Genomic DNA, 13,252 nt, shown 5'->3' on the forward strand with positions numbered 1-13,252 from the left:
GGAGGTTTTCTGCTCAGTGGGCGAACCAGATCGCCTTGAGGTCGGAATATTTGTCCATCGCGTGCAACGACTTGTCGCGGCCGAAGCCGGACTGCTTGAAGCCGCCGAACGGCACGGAGAACAGGCCGCGGTCGAAGCAGTTGACCCAGACGACGCCCGCCTTGATGGCCTTGGCGGCGCGGTGGGCGTTCTTCACGCTGCCCGTCCAGACGCCGGCGGCGAGGCCGTAGATGGTGTCGTTGGCAACCGTCATCGCCTCGTCGAAATCGCGCACCGTGATGGTCGAGAGCACCGGCCCGAATATCTCTTCCCGCGCGATCTTCATGGTGTTGGCGACGGAATCGAACACGGTCGGCTCGACGTAGAAGCCGCCGCTCTCCTGTTTGACGCGGCGGCCGCCAGCCACCACACTGGCGCCGTCGGCACGCCCGGCGTCGATGTAGCCGAGCACCCGCGTCATCTGCTCCTCGGTGACCAGCGAGCCGAGCCTGGTCGCGGGATCGAGCGGATCGCCCGGAGTCAGCGCCGCTGCGTGCGCCATCACCTTTTCCAGCAGCTTGTCCTTGATCCTGTCCTCGACGATCAGGCGTGAGCCGGCATTGCAGACCTGGCCGGCATTGGCGAAGATGCCGGCGGCGATCGTCTGCGCGGCCAGATCGAGATCGTCGCAATCGGCCAGCACCACCTGCGGCGATTTTCCGCCCAGTTCCAGGCCGATGCGCTTGATGTTGGACTGGCCGGAATACTGCATGAAATAGGCGCCGACCTCGGTCGAGCCGGTGAAGCCGACGCAATCGACGTCCATGTGCAGGCCGAGCGCCTTGCCGGCGATGTGGCCGAGCCCCGGGACGACGTTGAGCACGCCCTTGGGGATGCCCGCCTCGATCGCGATCTCGGCGATCCTCAGCGCCGTGAACGGTGACTGCTCGGCGGGCTTCAGCACCACCGAATTGCCGGTGGCGAGCGCCGGGCCGAGCTTCCAGGCCGCCATCGACAGCGGATAATTCCACGGCACCACCGCGGCGACAACGCCGAGCGGCTCGCGCACGACCAGCGTGGTCATGTCGTGCGCCGTGGCCGCCACCTCGCCATAGACCTTGTCGATCGCCTCGGCATACCAGGCGATGCAGTTCGCCGCGCTCGGCACGTCACCGTTGAAGCTGTTGGCGATCGGCTTGCCGACATTCAGCGTCTCCAGCAGCGCCAGCTCCTCGCGGTTGGCGAGAATGAGCTCGGAGAAGCGCATGAGCACCTTCTTGCGCTCGACCGGCGGCACGCGCGACCAGACGCCGGCTTCGAAGGCCGCGCGCGCGGACCGGACCGCCGCATCCACGTCGGCATCGCCGCAGGAGGCCACCCTGGCAACCAGCCGGCCGTCGCCCGGGAAAATGCAGTCGAACGTCTCGCTGGTTCTCGCATCGACAAAGCCGCCGTCGATGAACGGGCGCGACGGAAGCTTTGCGGCCTTCGCCTTCTGATGCCATTCGGTCGTCGTTATCGTCATTGCCGCTCTCCTTGGTTCCCGGATGCCGCGCTACCCGCGGCCTAGAAAATCTCACCGCGCGCAAGCTCGTCGGCCGCCCGCAGGATGCCCTGCCTCAGGATGGCGACCATCTCGTCGATCTGCGCGCGCGTGATGATCAGCGGCGGCGACAGCACGCACATATGGCCGATCGGCCGGACGATGAGGCCAAGGTCGAAACAGATGGCATCGATGCGCGCGCCGAGCCTGCGGTCCAGGTCGCCGGCGACCGCGCGTTCCGTATCGGCGAGGCATTCCACGCAGCCGACCAGCCCGCTCGCCCGCACGTCGGCGACCAGCGGCAGGCCGGACAGGCTGTTCAGCGCCTCGGCGAAATAGCCGGACACGTCGCGAACGTGGTCGAGGATGCCTTCTCCTTCAATGACCTTGATGTTGGCCAGCGCCGCGGCGCAGCTCACCGGATGGCCGGTATAGGTATAGCCGTTGGTGAAGGAGCTGCCCCGGGCGTTGTCGCCGCTGACGCGCGCCAGCAGCCGTTCGGAGATCGCCAGCCCGCCGAGCGGCACGTAGCCGGAGGTGACGCCCTTGGCGAAGGTGATGATGTCGGGCACCACGCCGAACACTTTTTCCGACGCGAACCATTCGCCGCAGCGGCCGAAGGCGGTGACGACCTCGTCCGAGATGTAGACGATGTCGTTCGCCTCGCAGATCGCCTTGATGCGGGCGTGATAGCCTTTCGGCGGGATGATGACGCCGCCGGAGGCCTGCAGCGGCTCGGCGAGAAACGCCGCCACCGTGTCCGGCCCGAGCTCGGCGAGCTTGCTGCTGAACTCGTCGACGAGAAAGTCGAGGAACTCGGCCTCGGACCGGCCCTCGGCCAGCCGCATGTTGGGACTGGAGATGAAGGCGATCCGGTCCTGCCGGATATCGAAATTGGGCCAGTTGCCCTCGCGGCCCGAGCAGGCGGCCGTCAGGCTGGTGCTGCCGTGATAGCCGTCCTTGCGCACGATGATGCGCTTCTTCAGGGGCCGGCCGAGCACGTTGTTGAAGAACTCGGTGAACCTGAGCGCCGTGTCGACGGCGGTCGATCCGCCGGTGGTGAAGAAGACCCGGTCGAGGTCGCCCGGCGTCATCGCCGCGATCCGCGCCGAGAGTTCCGCGGCCGGCGAATTCACGGTGTACCAGGGCGAATTGTAGGAAAGCCGCAGCGCCTGCTCGGACATCGCATCCGCGATTTCCCTGCGGGCGTAGCCGATCTGCGTGCACCACATGCCGGCCGGTCCGTCGATCAGCCTGCGGCCGTTCGTTCCGACCACATGGATGCCCTCGCCATAGGCCAGAAGCGGGCGGCTTGTGGAGCCAAGCTTGGCCATTTCTTCCGCCGGCGACAGGAGATGACGGCGCGCGTCCATCTCCCGCTCCAGCGCGCCGACTTGTGCCCCATCCATGATTCCGCCCTTCGTACGTGTTCGTGCGCCGCACGAATAAAATGCTGTTCCGTCAAATGGTTACGCGCAGATCGGTATTCGTCCGAAAACGCAAGATCGGCTTCATTCGAGATCGGAAACGAGCCGGCCTGATCGGGCGGCATATTGCTTCGGGGCGCCTATCCTGTCAACAAATTGATTGCTTGATCAATCAAAATTTGACGCGGATGCTGCGTATCGGGCGTCCGGGTCGGCAATCCAGGAACTGGCCTCGGAGGTCGTAGACGATCAACGCTCTGGCCAAGCCGCTCCCCTACGGATTATGTAACGGCTGGGGACTGGAGGGGGCGGCTGGGATGGCAGGAGACGAGGACAAGCTCGAGGCGGAGATCCTCGCGGCCGAAGCGGAGCGTCTGCGCCGCGAGGGCGAATATACCAAGGAACACGGCAAATATGTCGCCGCCTCCTGGGATAGAGCCTCTACCGGCCTCATCACTATCGGCGTATTTACGCCCATGATCGGCTTTCTCTACCGGATCAGCAACGTGGTGATGCTCACTGCACTGGATCTTGCCTTTGCCGTAGCCGTTTGCCTCGCTGGGGCATTTGCCCTACATATGTTTGGACGACGTGCGCTTGAGAAAGGACTAGGCACATGACGCCGGATGTCCTCGTGCTTGCCGCAGGTGTGGTCGCAGTTGTCGCCTGGGCGGGCATCGGTCTGTGGAAGTTCGAGAAGCGCGTGGACAGACTCCGCGTCGATCGAGAGAATTTGGACGTTCGGTTCAGAGCCTACCGAGATCGCCAAGCTGCGACAGCTGAGGGCGATAAAACCTCGGAAACGGCTCTTTCGGAGGACTTCCGAAATCTCGGAGATCAAATCCGGCGTCTTGCCGATGAGCTAAGCCTCGTCGATGAGCAAAAAGGAAAATCGGGCGAACCGTCACCGACAGCGACCGAGCAGCCACAGCGGAACATCCAGGACACTCGCCAGCGCGCGTCCCTGCTGATTTCACGATAGCTCGACCTTCGCTCCCCGCTTCAAGCCTCGCCTGTCGCCCGACCGGCGCCCATCGCAACATCCAGTCCCCGCCGCGCGAACCGGCCTGCGAGCGGCGCGAGGCGGGCGGCGTCTTCGCCTGACGCATTGCCCTGGCGGGCGCGGTCGGTGATGCCGACGAAGATCACGGCGAAGCGGAACAGCGCAAAGGCGACGTGAAAGGGTTTCAACGCCGCCGTCGGCATGGCATTGGCGAAGTAGTGTTCGACGAACGTCACCTGCTCGGGAATGCCCAGGGCGGTGCGGTCGAGGCCCAGTATGCCGCCATATTCGTCCGGCGCGGTGTTCCACGGCATGCAGCAGAAGCCGAGGTCGGCGAGCGGATGGCCGAGCGTCGACAGTTCCCAGTCGAGGACCGCCACGACGCGCGGCTCCGCCGGATGAAACATCAAATTGCCGAGCCGGAAGTCGCCATGGGCGATCGACACCTGGCCGTCGTCCGGCGGCAGGTTGCCGGCCAGCCAGTCCGAGAGCTCGTCGAGGTCCGGAATGTTCTTGGTCGGCGAGTCCCGCCACTGCCCGCTCCAGCGCGCGAGCTGGCGCTCGAAATAATTGCCGGGGCGGCCGAAATCCGAAAGACCGACGACGTCGGGCCGCACGGCGTGCAGCTTCGCCAACGTCCCGGCCATGGCGCGATAGAGAGCCTCGCGCTCCTTCGGCGTGCAACCGGGCAGAGCCGCGTCGTGGAAGACGCGGCCTTCCACCCGCTCCATCAGATAGAACGGGGTTCCCAGCGGCTCCGCCTCGGCATGGAAGAGGATCGGTGCAGGCACCGGCACGTTCGTGCCGGCGAGCGCGCGCAGGACGCGGAACTCGCGGTCGACGGCGTGCGCGCCGCGCAGGATCGGCCCCAACGGCTGCTTGCGCAGCACCATGCGCCGTTCGGCGAAATCGACGAAATAGGTCGGGTTGGACTGGCCGCCGCCGATGCGCTCCAGCCCGAGCGCGCCGTCCCCGCCGAGCTCCGCCGCCAGGAAGCGCGAAAGCGCCGCCGGATCGAAGTCAATCTTGTCCAAGACCGTCCCCGTTCACCGCAGGTATTCTCCGTCGCCGATCAGGATGCCGCCGCCCGATCGCGCAGCACGAATTTCTGGATCTTTCCCGTCGCCGTTTTCGGCAATTCGCCGAAGACGAAGCGGCGCGGCACCTTGAAGCCCGCCAGCCTTTCGCGGCAGAACAGGCGCAGTTCATCGGGATCGACCTGCGCGTCCGGCTTCAGCTCGAGGAACGCGCACGGCACCTCGCCCCATTTCGGATCTGCCGCCGCGACCACCGCGGCCAGCATCACGGCCGGATGCTGGTGCAGCACGCTCTCCACCTCCAGGCTGGAGATGTTCTCGCCGCCGGAAATGATGATGTCCTTGGAGCGGTCCTTGAGCTCGATGGCGCCGTCGGCGTGGCGCACGGCGAGGTCGCCGGTGTGGAACCAGCCGCCGGCGAAGGCGGATTCGGTCGCCGCGGCGTCGCGGTAGTAGCCGGCCATCAGCGTATTGCCGGCAAGCACGATCTCGCCCATCGACGTGCCGTCGGCGGCGACGTCGGTGCCTTCCGCGTCGACGACGCGGACGCGGTTCGCCGTCGCATGGCTGACACCCTGGCGGGCGAGGAAGGCCGCCTTGTCGCCGGCCGGCGCGTCTTCCAGGGCGTCGGACAGCGTGCACAGCGTCGCCGGCCCGTAGGATTCGGTGAGGCCGTAGAGATGGACGATGTCGATGCCGAGCGCGTCGAGCTGCTCGATCAGGGTCGCGGTCGGCGCTGCACCACCGGTGCCGACCAGCACCCGCCTATCCGGCCGGCGCAGCGCGCGGTCGGGGTGGTAAAGCAGCATGTAGAGCACCACCGGCGCGCAGGCGAAATGCGTCACCCCTTCCGCCTCGATCGCCCGGAAGATCAGGCCGGGCTCGACCTTGTCCAGGCAGACATGGACGCCGCCCGCCGCCGTCACCGCCCAGGTGTGGCACCAGCCGTTGCAGTGGAACATCGGCAGCGTCCACAGATAGACGCTGTGCCGGGTGAAACCGAGCGCGGTGACGTTGCCCAGCGCGTTCAGATAGGCACCGCGATGATGGTAGACCGCGCCCTTCGGCCGGCCGGTGGTGCCGGAGGTGTAGTTGATGCAGAGCGGCTGCCATTCGTCGGTCACGCCGGTGACGGCGAAGTTCTGCGCCTCGCCGTCGTCGGTCAGCAGGTCCAGCGTCTCGGCATCGTCGGCGCCGGCATCGGCAAGCAGCACGACGCGTACCCCGGCGCGACGGCCGGCATCGCGGGCAACGACGGCGCAGGACGCGTCGGCGACCAGCACGCGGCTTTCGCAATGGCCGAGGATGTAGGCGACCGTGTCGGCGTCGAGCCGGGTGTTGATGCTGTTCAGCACGGCCCCGATCGCCGGCACGGCATAGTGGGCTGCGAGCATCTCGGGCCGGTTGACGCACATGAACGAGACGACGTCGCCCTGTCCGATCCCTTCGCCGGCCAGCCAGGCCGAAAGCCGTGCCGCGATCCCGGCGAAGCCGCGATAGGTCCAGCGCCGCTCCCGCCAGATCACCGCGGTGCGCCCGCCATGCGCCTCGACGGCACGCACCAGGAAATCGGCGGGCGAAAGCGGCCGGAAGTTGGCGGCGCGCGGCGTCAGATGCGGCTCGCTACGCACCGGACCCCTCCCCTTCGACCGGCCATGACCAGAAGTCGGCGCCCTCCTCGGCAAGCTGGCGGTTCAGCACCATCTTGTGGACCTCGTCGGCGCCGTCGACCAGCCGCGCCTGGCGGGCGTAGCGGTAGATCCATTCGAGCACGGTGTCCTTGGAGTAACCGCGCGCGCCGTTGATCTGGATGCCGACGTCGGCCGCGTCGTGCAGCAGGTTGGCGACATGCACCTTGCCCATCGACACCTCCTTGCGGGCGAAGCCGCCGCGGTCGAGCTCCCAGGCGGCCTTCATCACCAGCAGCCGGCCGATCTCGATGCGCATGGCGAGATCCCCCAGCATCATCTGCACGCTCTCGCGGTCGGCCAGCCGGACGCCGAAGCCGCTGCGCTCGGCGGCGTATTCCCGGGCGATCTCGACGCAGCGCTTGGAAAGGCCCAGCCAGCGCATGCAGTGCGTCAGCCGCGCCGGCCCGAGCCGCACCTGCGTGACCTTCATCCCGCGGCCCAGCCCGCCGAGGATGTTCTCCTCGGGGATCTCCAGCCCGTCGAACTCCAGCTCGCAATGGCCGCCGTGCTCCTCCGGCCCCATGATCCCGATGCGGCGGACGATGCGCCAGCCCGGCTGGTCCTTGTGATAGAGGAAGGCGGTGAGGCCGTGGCGCGCATCGTCGGAGGAGCGCGCGATCAGGATGAAATGGCTCGCCCCCTCTGCCCCGGTGATGAACCATTTTCGGCCGGTCACGACATAGCCGCCGCCGCGCTTCTCCGCCCTGGTGCGGATCATCGAGGGGTCCGAGCCGCCGCCCGGATGCGGCTCCGTCATGGCGATTGCGGATCGCACCTTGCCGTCGACGATCGGCTTCAGCCACTTCTCCTTCTGCCCGGGCGTGCCCAGCGCCTCCAGCACCATCATGTTGCCGTCGTCGGGCGCGGCCGAATTGAACACCACCGGCCCGAAGATCGAGCGGTTCATCGCCTCGTAGCAGACCGCCATGCCGACCTTGCCGAGCCCCTGTCCGCCGCTTTCCGGCTTGAGCTGCAGGCACCACAGGCCTTCGGCACGCGCCTTCTCGCGCAGCGGCTCCAGCACGGACAGAGCGATGTTGCCGTGCCCGTCATAGGCGGACGGGTCCGCCTCCAGCGGCAGGATGTGCTCGTCGACGAAGGCGGCGATGCGCGTACGGAAATCCTCGACGCGAGCCGGAATGCGAAAATCCATGGTCCGCTCCTAAAGCGAGGACAGCAGATGGCCGCCGTCTACGGCGACCACCGCACCCGTCATGTAGCCCCCGGCGTCGGAGGCGAGCAGCAGCAGCGGGCCGTCGAGGTCTTCCGGCCGGCCCAGCCGCCGCTGCGGTATGCGCCTGATCATCGCCTCGCCGGCCGGCGTCGCGAAGAAGTCGCGGTTGATGTCTGTCTCGACATAGCCCGGGCAGAGCGCGTTGACGCGGATGCCGAAGCGCGCCCATTCCAGCGCCAGCGCCTTGGTCAGCTGGATCAACCCCGCCTTCGACGCCGAATAGGCGGAGAGGTCGCCGGCGACGCGCAGCCCGGCGATGGACGCGACGTTGACGATCGCGCCGCCGCGCCCCGCTGCCTTCATGGCCGCCGCCGCATGTTTTGCGACCAGGAACGCGCCCTTCAGGTTGACGTCGAAGACGGCGTCCCACGCCTCCTCGCTGAGCTCCAGCGCCCGGCCGGCGCCGCTGACGCCGGCATTGTTGACGACGATGTCGAACGGCTCGGCGCCGGCGAAGGCAGCGGCGACGCTGCCGGCATCGGCGACGTCGAGCGCAATCGCGCGAGCCGTCCCGCCGGCCTCGCGGATATCGGCGCAGACCTTCTCCAGCGCATCGATACGGCGGGCCGCAAGCGCGACCGCCGCGCCCTGCGCCGCCAGCAGCCGCGCGAAATGCAGTCCCAGCCCGCCGGAGGCGCCGGTCACCAGGGCGGATTTGCCCGAAAGGTCGTTCGTCATCCTCGCCTCCCAGCGCGGGCCGGCATCAGGCCGCCCGCCGATGGAAAGGTGGCACGCGAAAAATCCGCGCGCCAGCCGTTCCAGCATCCATCAGGGCTTCAGCGTCTCCACGAACCAGTCGCGCGCCATGGCGGCGGCCACCTTCACCTTCGACTGATCGGAATAAAGCGTCATGTGCGAGGTGTGCGGCAGCACCTCCAGCTTCTTCCTGGCCGACGGAATCTGGTTGAAGGCGCCGATCTCCAGGTCCCACAGGGTGAGATCGTCGCCCTCCGCCACGATCATCAGTGTCGGCGTGTTGTAGATGCGCTTCACGAACGGGCCGACATCGTAATTCATGAGAAGATCGACCGACTCGACGGAACTCCTGTTCTCGTAGAGCGGCGCCTCCGAGGCCTTGATGGCCAGGAACGTGCGCACGGTCTCCGGGAAAGGCCAGGCGGAAACCTCCTCCGCCGAGTTCTCGGTGGCGTGCGGCAGATAGAGCCGCTCGCCGGTCTCGTAGCGCTGCTTGCGGTCGCGCAGCACCAGATCCCAGAGCGCGCGATATTCCATGGTCCCGTGGGCGCGGCGCATGTTCTCAAAGCCGTCGATCACCGGGATCTGGCTGACGATGGTTTTGACGCGCGGGTCGATGGCCGCGAGGATGAGCGCGTGGCCGCCGGAATAGGAGATGCCCCAGACGCCGATGCGCTCGGGATCGACGAGGTCGTGCCGCTCCAGGAAGCTGATGGCGTTCTGGTAGTCCTTCACCTGCGCCCACGGGTCGAGATGCTGGCGGTCGTCGCCGTCGCTGACGCCGAGATTGCGGTAGTCGAAGATCAGCGCGTTGATGCCGGCCTCGGCGAAGGCCTTGGCATAGGTCGGCATGACGATCTCGCGCACGTAGCACCAGCCGCCCGCCAGCACCACGGTGGGCGAGCGTTTCGTTTCGCTGGCGAGATACAGCCAGCCGCGCACCGTCGTGCCCTCCGACTTGAATTCCACGTCCACCCGTTTTGTCATTGCTTTCCTCTGCAGTTCGACAATCGATTGCATTTTCGTCCGAGAAATGAGTCCGCGCCGCGCCGTCAATTTCGATAGCAGACGTCGCGGGCGGCGCTCACGATCCGCGCCGCGTTGGGAATGAGATCGCGCTCCAGTCCGGAATGGTAGGGCATGGGCACCTCGGCCATGCCGACGCGCGCCACCGGCGCGTCGAGCCAGTCGAAGGCCTCTTCCATGATGCGCGCCGAGATCTCGGCACCGAAGCCGTAGCTGGCCCAGCCTTCATGCACGACGACGCAGCGGTTGGTCTTGCGCACCGAGGTCATGATGGTGTCGCCGTCGAGCGGCCTCAGGCTGCGCGGGTCGATCACTTCCGCCTCGATGCCGTCGCGCGAAAGCTCGCGCGCCGCCGCGAGTGCCACATCCACCATGGCCATGGTGGCGACGATGGTGACGTCCTTGCCGGGTCGCCGGATCGACGCCTTGCCGATCGGCAGGGCGTAAGCCGCCTCCGGCACCGTTCCCCGACTCTGCTGGTAGAGCAGCTTGTGCTCGATGAAGACCACCGGGTTGTCGTCGCGGATAGCTGCGGCGAGCAGGCCCTTTGCGTCATAGGGATTGGACGGCGCCAGCACCACCAGGCCAGGAATGTGCGCGAACCACGTCTCCAGCGACTGCGAGTGCTGCGCGCCGAGGCGGATGCCGCCGCCTTGCGGCCCGCGGATCACCAGCGGGATACGCGCCTCGCCGCCGAGCATGAAGCGCAGTTTCGCCGCCTGGTTGACGATCGCGTCCATCATGTGGGTGACGAAGTCGAAGAACTGCACCTCGACGATCGGCCGCAGGCCGGTCAGCGCCGCGCCGACGGCGGCGTTCGCCATCACGTTCTCCGAGATCGGCGTGTCGCGCACGCGCTCCGCCCCGAACGCCTGCTGCAGGCCGACGCTGCACTGGAACAGCCCGCCGATGCCGCCGACGTCCTCGCCGAGCAGGATCACGCTGTCGTCGCGCGCCATCTCCTGGTGCATAGCCTCGCGCAGCGCCTCGACATAGCCGATTTGCCGCGTGCCCGGTTCCGGCTCGGCTTCGGCCGGGGCGAGCGGCGCAATCACCGCCGGAAACAGGATATCCATCTCCGGCTCGGCCGCGGCTTCCGCATCGGCGATCGCCTGCTCGACCTCGGCATCGGCCTCCGCCCTGATGGCGTCTAGCCGCGCCTGGCCGACCTGCCGCTGCCGCAGCAGCGCCGCCATCGCGCCGATCGGGTCGCGTTGGCGCCACGCCTCTTCCTCCGCCTGCGGGCGGTAGCGTGGCAAATTGGTGCGCATCGAATGGTCGCCTGAGCGATAGGTCATCGCCTCGATCAGGCTCGGCCCGTCGCCGGCACGCGCCCGGACCACCGCCGCCTCGACGGCGGCCTTCACCGCCACCGCGTCGTTGCCGTCGATGGTCTCGCCGGGAATGCCATAGGCTGCGGCGCGCGCCGAAATGCGCGGAACGGCCGAGGCGCGCTCGACGGCAAGCGACAGGCCGTAGCCGTTGTTCTCGCACAGGAAGATCACCGGCAGTTTCCATAGTGCCGCCAGATTGAGCGCCTCGTGAAAAATGCCTTCGTTGGCGGCGCCATCGCCGAAGAAGGCGACACATACCTGTCTGGTGCCGCGGATGCTGGCCGAAAGTGCGGCACCCGTGCCGATGCCCAGTCCGGCGCCGACGATGCCGTTGGCGCCGAGCACGCCACGGTCGAGCGCGGCGATGTGCATCGAGCCGCCGAGCCCGTGGCCGTAGCCGGTGACGCGGCCGAACAGCTCGGCCATCATCTTGCCGGTGTCGGCGCCCTTGGCGATGCAGTGGCCGTGGCCGCGGTGGTGCGAGACGACGAAGTCGTCGTCGTCGAGCGCCGCGCAGGCGCCGACGGCGATCGCCTCCTGACCGACGCAGGAATGGGCGGTGCCCTTGATGACGCCCGACTTGAACAGTTCCGCCGCCCGCTCCTCGAAGCGGCGGATGCGCCACATGTCGAGAAGGAAGGTCTCGAGCCGGGCCGTCTCCAGCATGGGAGACACGCCCTGCCTGGCCGAGACCGCCCTTTCCCGACGCGCCAGGCTCATGAGAACAGGCACCCGCCGTTCACGTCGATGGTGGCGCCGGTGAGATAGGAGCCGTCCGGGCCGGCGAGGAAGGAAATCGCCGAGGCGATCTCCGACGGCTCGGCGGCGCGGCCGACCGGGATCTTGTCCCATTCGGTTTTCTTCATCGCCTCGAACGTGACGCCGCGCTTGGCCGCTTCCTCGTGCAGAGCGTCGAGATGCATGGAGGTCGCGACGTTGCCCGGCGCCACCGAGTTGACGCGGATCCTGTCGCCGGCGAGCTCGGCGGCGGCCGTGTGGGTGAGCGAGATGACCCCCGCCTTGGACGCGCAATAGGCGCCGAAGAAGCCGTGGCCGCTCTTGCCGTACCAGCTCGACACCGTGACGATCGAGGCGCCGTCGGCTGCCCTGAGCGCCGGGATGAAGTGTTTCATCAGCAAGAGGTTGGCGCGCAGGTTGATGTTGAAGACGCGGTCCCATTCCTCGACGTCGAGCGTCTCGATCGAGCCGACCTTCTGCAGCACGCCGGCGACCAGGCCGAGGAATTTCAGCGGCGCGCCGATCGCCGCGATCTCCCTGTCGATCGCGCCGTACTGCGCCGGGTCGGTGATGTCGGCGGAAACGCCGACCACCGTCGCCCCGGTGGAGGCGGCGACTTCCCGCGCCACCTCCTTCACCTTGTCGGTGAGGTCGACCAGAACCAGCGAAAAGCCGTCCCTGGCCAGCCGCTCGGCGGTGGCGCGGCCGATGCCGCCGGCAGCCCCCGTCAGAACTCCGGTGCGCGCGCTCATTGCAGGATCATCCCGCCGTCGATCAGCAGGACTTGACCGGTCATGTAATCCGACTGTTCCGACCACAGGAAGCGCACCGTGCCGACGACGTCCGACGGCTTGGCGACGCGGCCGAGCAGGATCTGGCTCGCCAGCGAGTTCATCGCCTCGCCCGGCACCGAGCTGGCACCCATGGCCAGCAGGTCGGCGTCCAGCTTTTCCCACAGCGGCGTGTCGACGACGCCGGGGCCGAAGGCATTGACGGTGATGCCCTTGCCGGCAAGCGCGCGCGCCGCCGCCTGGGTCAGGCTGATCACCGCCGCCTTGCTCGCCGAATAGGGTGCGAAGTCGGCAAAGCCGGTGCGCCCGGCCATAGAGGCGGTGTTGATGATCTTGCCCCTGGTGCCGTCCGCGATCATCGCCTTGGCGGCTTCCTGGATGCCGATCAGCACGCCCAGCGCGTTGACGTTCATGATCGCGTGCCAGGTCTTCTCGGTCGCTTCCAGGAAAGGCTCGGGCTTGTTGAAGCCGGCATTGTTGACCATCACGGCGATGCCGCCGAACTGCTTGCGGCAGGTGGCGATTGCGGCCTTCTGGTCGTCGCGGCTGGTCACGTCGACCCTGGCGAAGACGACGCGGCCCGGATGCGCCTGGCCGAGTTCGGCCACGGTGCGGCCGCCGACCTCCGGATCGATGTCGGCAATGACGACGCCGTAGCCGTCCTCCAGCAGCGTTGTGGCGATCTGCCGGCCGATGCCTCTGGCGGCGCCGGTGACGACGGCGCCCTTCCCTTGTGTGCTCATCTTCTCTTCT

12 protein-coding genes are annotated in these 13,252 nt (G+C 67.4%); 2 read left to right on the top strand and 10 right to left on the bottom strand.

Annotated features, from left to right (window positions below; translation table 11 throughout):
• Positions 1–13: 13 nt before the first annotated feature.
• Together AC5JDC_RS04630 and AC5JDC_RS04635 are read right to left on the bottom strand one after the other, a co-directional pair.
• Positions 14–1,504, bottom strand: coding sequence for an aldehyde dehydrogenase (locus AC5JDC_RS04630; protein ID WP_495839532.1), 1,491 nt, complete (start codon positions 1,502–1,504; stop codon positions 14–16).
• 41 nt (positions 1,505–1,545) lie between these two features.
• Positions 1,546–2,931, bottom strand: coding sequence for an aminotransferase (locus tag AC5JDC_RS04635; protein WP_495839534.1), 1,386 nt, complete (start codon positions 2,929–2,931; stop codon positions 1,546–1,548).
• A 335-nt stretch (positions 2,932–3,266) separates the two neighbouring features.
• On the opposite strand from AC5JDC_RS04635, the gene AC5JDC_RS04640 reads away from it, so the two are divergent.
• Entirely contained in the window at positions 3,267–3,569 is a 303-nt protein-coding gene (locus tag AC5JDC_RS04640; RefSeq protein WP_495839536.1) for a hypothetical protein, read from the top strand.
• Entirely contained in the window at positions 3,566–3,931 is a 366-nt protein-coding gene (locus tag AC5JDC_RS04645) for a hypothetical protein (RefSeq protein WP_495839538.1), read from the top strand. Before AC5JDC_RS04640 ends, AC5JDC_RS04645 begins: the two co-directional genes overlap by 4 nt.
• A 20-nt stretch (positions 3,932–3,951) precedes the next feature.
• Here AC5JDC_RS04645 and AC5JDC_RS04650 read toward each other — a convergent pair whose 3' ends face one another.
• The 8 genes from AC5JDC_RS04650 to AC5JDC_RS04685 all read right to left on the bottom strand — a co-directional run bounded on the left by AC5JDC_RS04650 (position 3,952) and on the right by AC5JDC_RS04685 (position 13,242).
• A complete protein-coding gene (locus tag AC5JDC_RS04650) occupies positions 3,952–4,986 on the bottom strand; it encodes a phosphotransferase family protein (RefSeq protein WP_495839540.1) in 1,035 nt (344 codons plus the stop codon).
• A 38-nt stretch (positions 4,987–5,024) separates the two neighbouring features.
• Complete coding sequence (locus AC5JDC_RS04655; protein WP_495839542.1) at positions 5,025–6,620, bottom strand: AMP-binding protein; 1,596 nt, start codon at positions 6,618–6,620, stop codon at positions 5,025–5,027.
• Positions 6,613–7,833 carry an acyl-CoA dehydrogenase family protein gene (locus AC5JDC_RS04660; protein ID WP_495839544.1) on the bottom strand — a complete coding sequence of 407 codons (1,221 nt, stop codon included), beginning with the start codon at positions 7,831–7,833 and terminating at the stop codon, positions 6,613–6,615. The genes AC5JDC_RS04655 and AC5JDC_RS04660 overlap by 8 nt, the downstream gene beginning before the upstream one ends.
• A gap of 9 nt (positions 7,834–7,842) precedes the next feature.
• On the bottom strand, positions 7,843–8,592 hold the full coding sequence (locus AC5JDC_RS04665) for an SDR family NAD(P)-dependent oxidoreductase (protein ID WP_495839546.1): 750 nt from the start codon (positions 8,590–8,592) through the stop codon (positions 7,843–7,845).
• A gap of 90 nt (positions 8,593–8,682) precedes the next feature.
• Entirely contained in the window at positions 8,683–9,597 is a 915-nt protein-coding gene (locus AC5JDC_RS04670) for an alpha/beta hydrolase (protein ID WP_495839548.1), read from the bottom strand.
• Between the two features lie 65 nt (positions 9,598–9,662).
• Positions 9,663–11,690, bottom strand: coding sequence for an alpha-ketoacid dehydrogenase subunit alpha/beta (locus AC5JDC_RS04675; protein ID WP_495839550.1), 2,028 nt, complete (start codon positions 11,688–11,690; stop codon positions 9,663–9,665).
• Positions 11,687–12,460 carry an SDR family NAD(P)-dependent oxidoreductase gene (locus AC5JDC_RS04680; protein WP_495839552.1) on the bottom strand — a complete coding sequence of 258 codons (774 nt, stop codon included), beginning with the start codon at positions 12,458–12,460 and terminating at the stop codon, positions 11,687–11,689. The genes AC5JDC_RS04675 and AC5JDC_RS04680 overlap by 4 nt, the downstream gene beginning before the upstream one ends.
• On the bottom strand, positions 12,457–13,242 hold the full coding sequence (locus AC5JDC_RS04685; protein WP_495839554.1) for an SDR family NAD(P)-dependent oxidoreductase: 786 nt from the start codon (positions 13,240–13,242) through the stop codon (positions 12,457–12,459). Before AC5JDC_RS04685 ends, AC5JDC_RS04680 begins: the two co-directional genes overlap by 4 nt.
• Between the last annotated feature and the right edge of the window lie 10 nt (positions 13,243–13,252).

It is taken from the genome of Kumtagia sp. (assembly GCF_059502445.1).

What these genes read in the sequence shown, in the direction of transcription:
- AC5JDC_RS04665 (WP_495839546.1), bottom strand. Translation starts at nt 8,592, where the DNA reads ATGACGAACGACCTTTCGGGCAAATCCGCCCTGGTGACCGGCGCCTCC.
- AC5JDC_RS04645 (WP_495839538.1), top strand. Translation starts at nt 3,566, where the DNA reads ATGACGCCGGATGTCCTCGTGCTTGCCGCAGGTGTGGTCGCAGTTGTC.
- AC5JDC_RS04660 (WP_495839544.1), bottom strand. Translation starts at nt 7,833, where the DNA reads ATGGATTTTCGCATTCCGGCTCGCGTCGAGGATTTCCGTACGCGCATC.
- AC5JDC_RS04680 (WP_495839552.1), bottom strand. Translation starts at nt 12,460, where the DNA reads ATGAGCGCGCGCACCGGAGTTCTGACGGGGGCTGCCGGCGGCATCGGC.
- AC5JDC_RS04675 (WP_495839550.1), bottom strand. Translation starts at nt 11,690, where the DNA reads ATGAGCCTGGCGCGTCGGGAAAGGGCGGTCTCGGCCAGGCAGGGCGTG.
- AC5JDC_RS04685 (WP_495839554.1), bottom strand. Translation starts at nt 13,242, where the DNA reads ATGAGCACACAAGGGAAGGGCGCCGTCGTCACCGGCGCCGCCAGAGGC.
- AC5JDC_RS04630 (WP_495839532.1), bottom strand. Translation starts at nt 1,504, where the DNA reads ATGACGATAACGACGACCGAATGGCATCAGAAGGCGAAGGCCGCAAAG.
- AC5JDC_RS04670 (WP_495839548.1), bottom strand. Translation starts at nt 9,597, where the DNA reads ATGACAAAACGGGTGGACGTGGAATTCAAGTCGGAGGGCACGACGGTG.
- AC5JDC_RS04640 (WP_495839536.1), top strand. Translation starts at nt 3,267, where the DNA reads ATGGCAGGAGACGAGGACAAGCTCGAGGCGGAGATCCTCGCGGCCGAA.
- AC5JDC_RS04635 (WP_495839534.1), bottom strand. Translation starts at nt 2,931, where the DNA reads ATGGATGGGGCACAAGTCGGCGCGCTGGAGCGGGAGATGGACGCGCGC.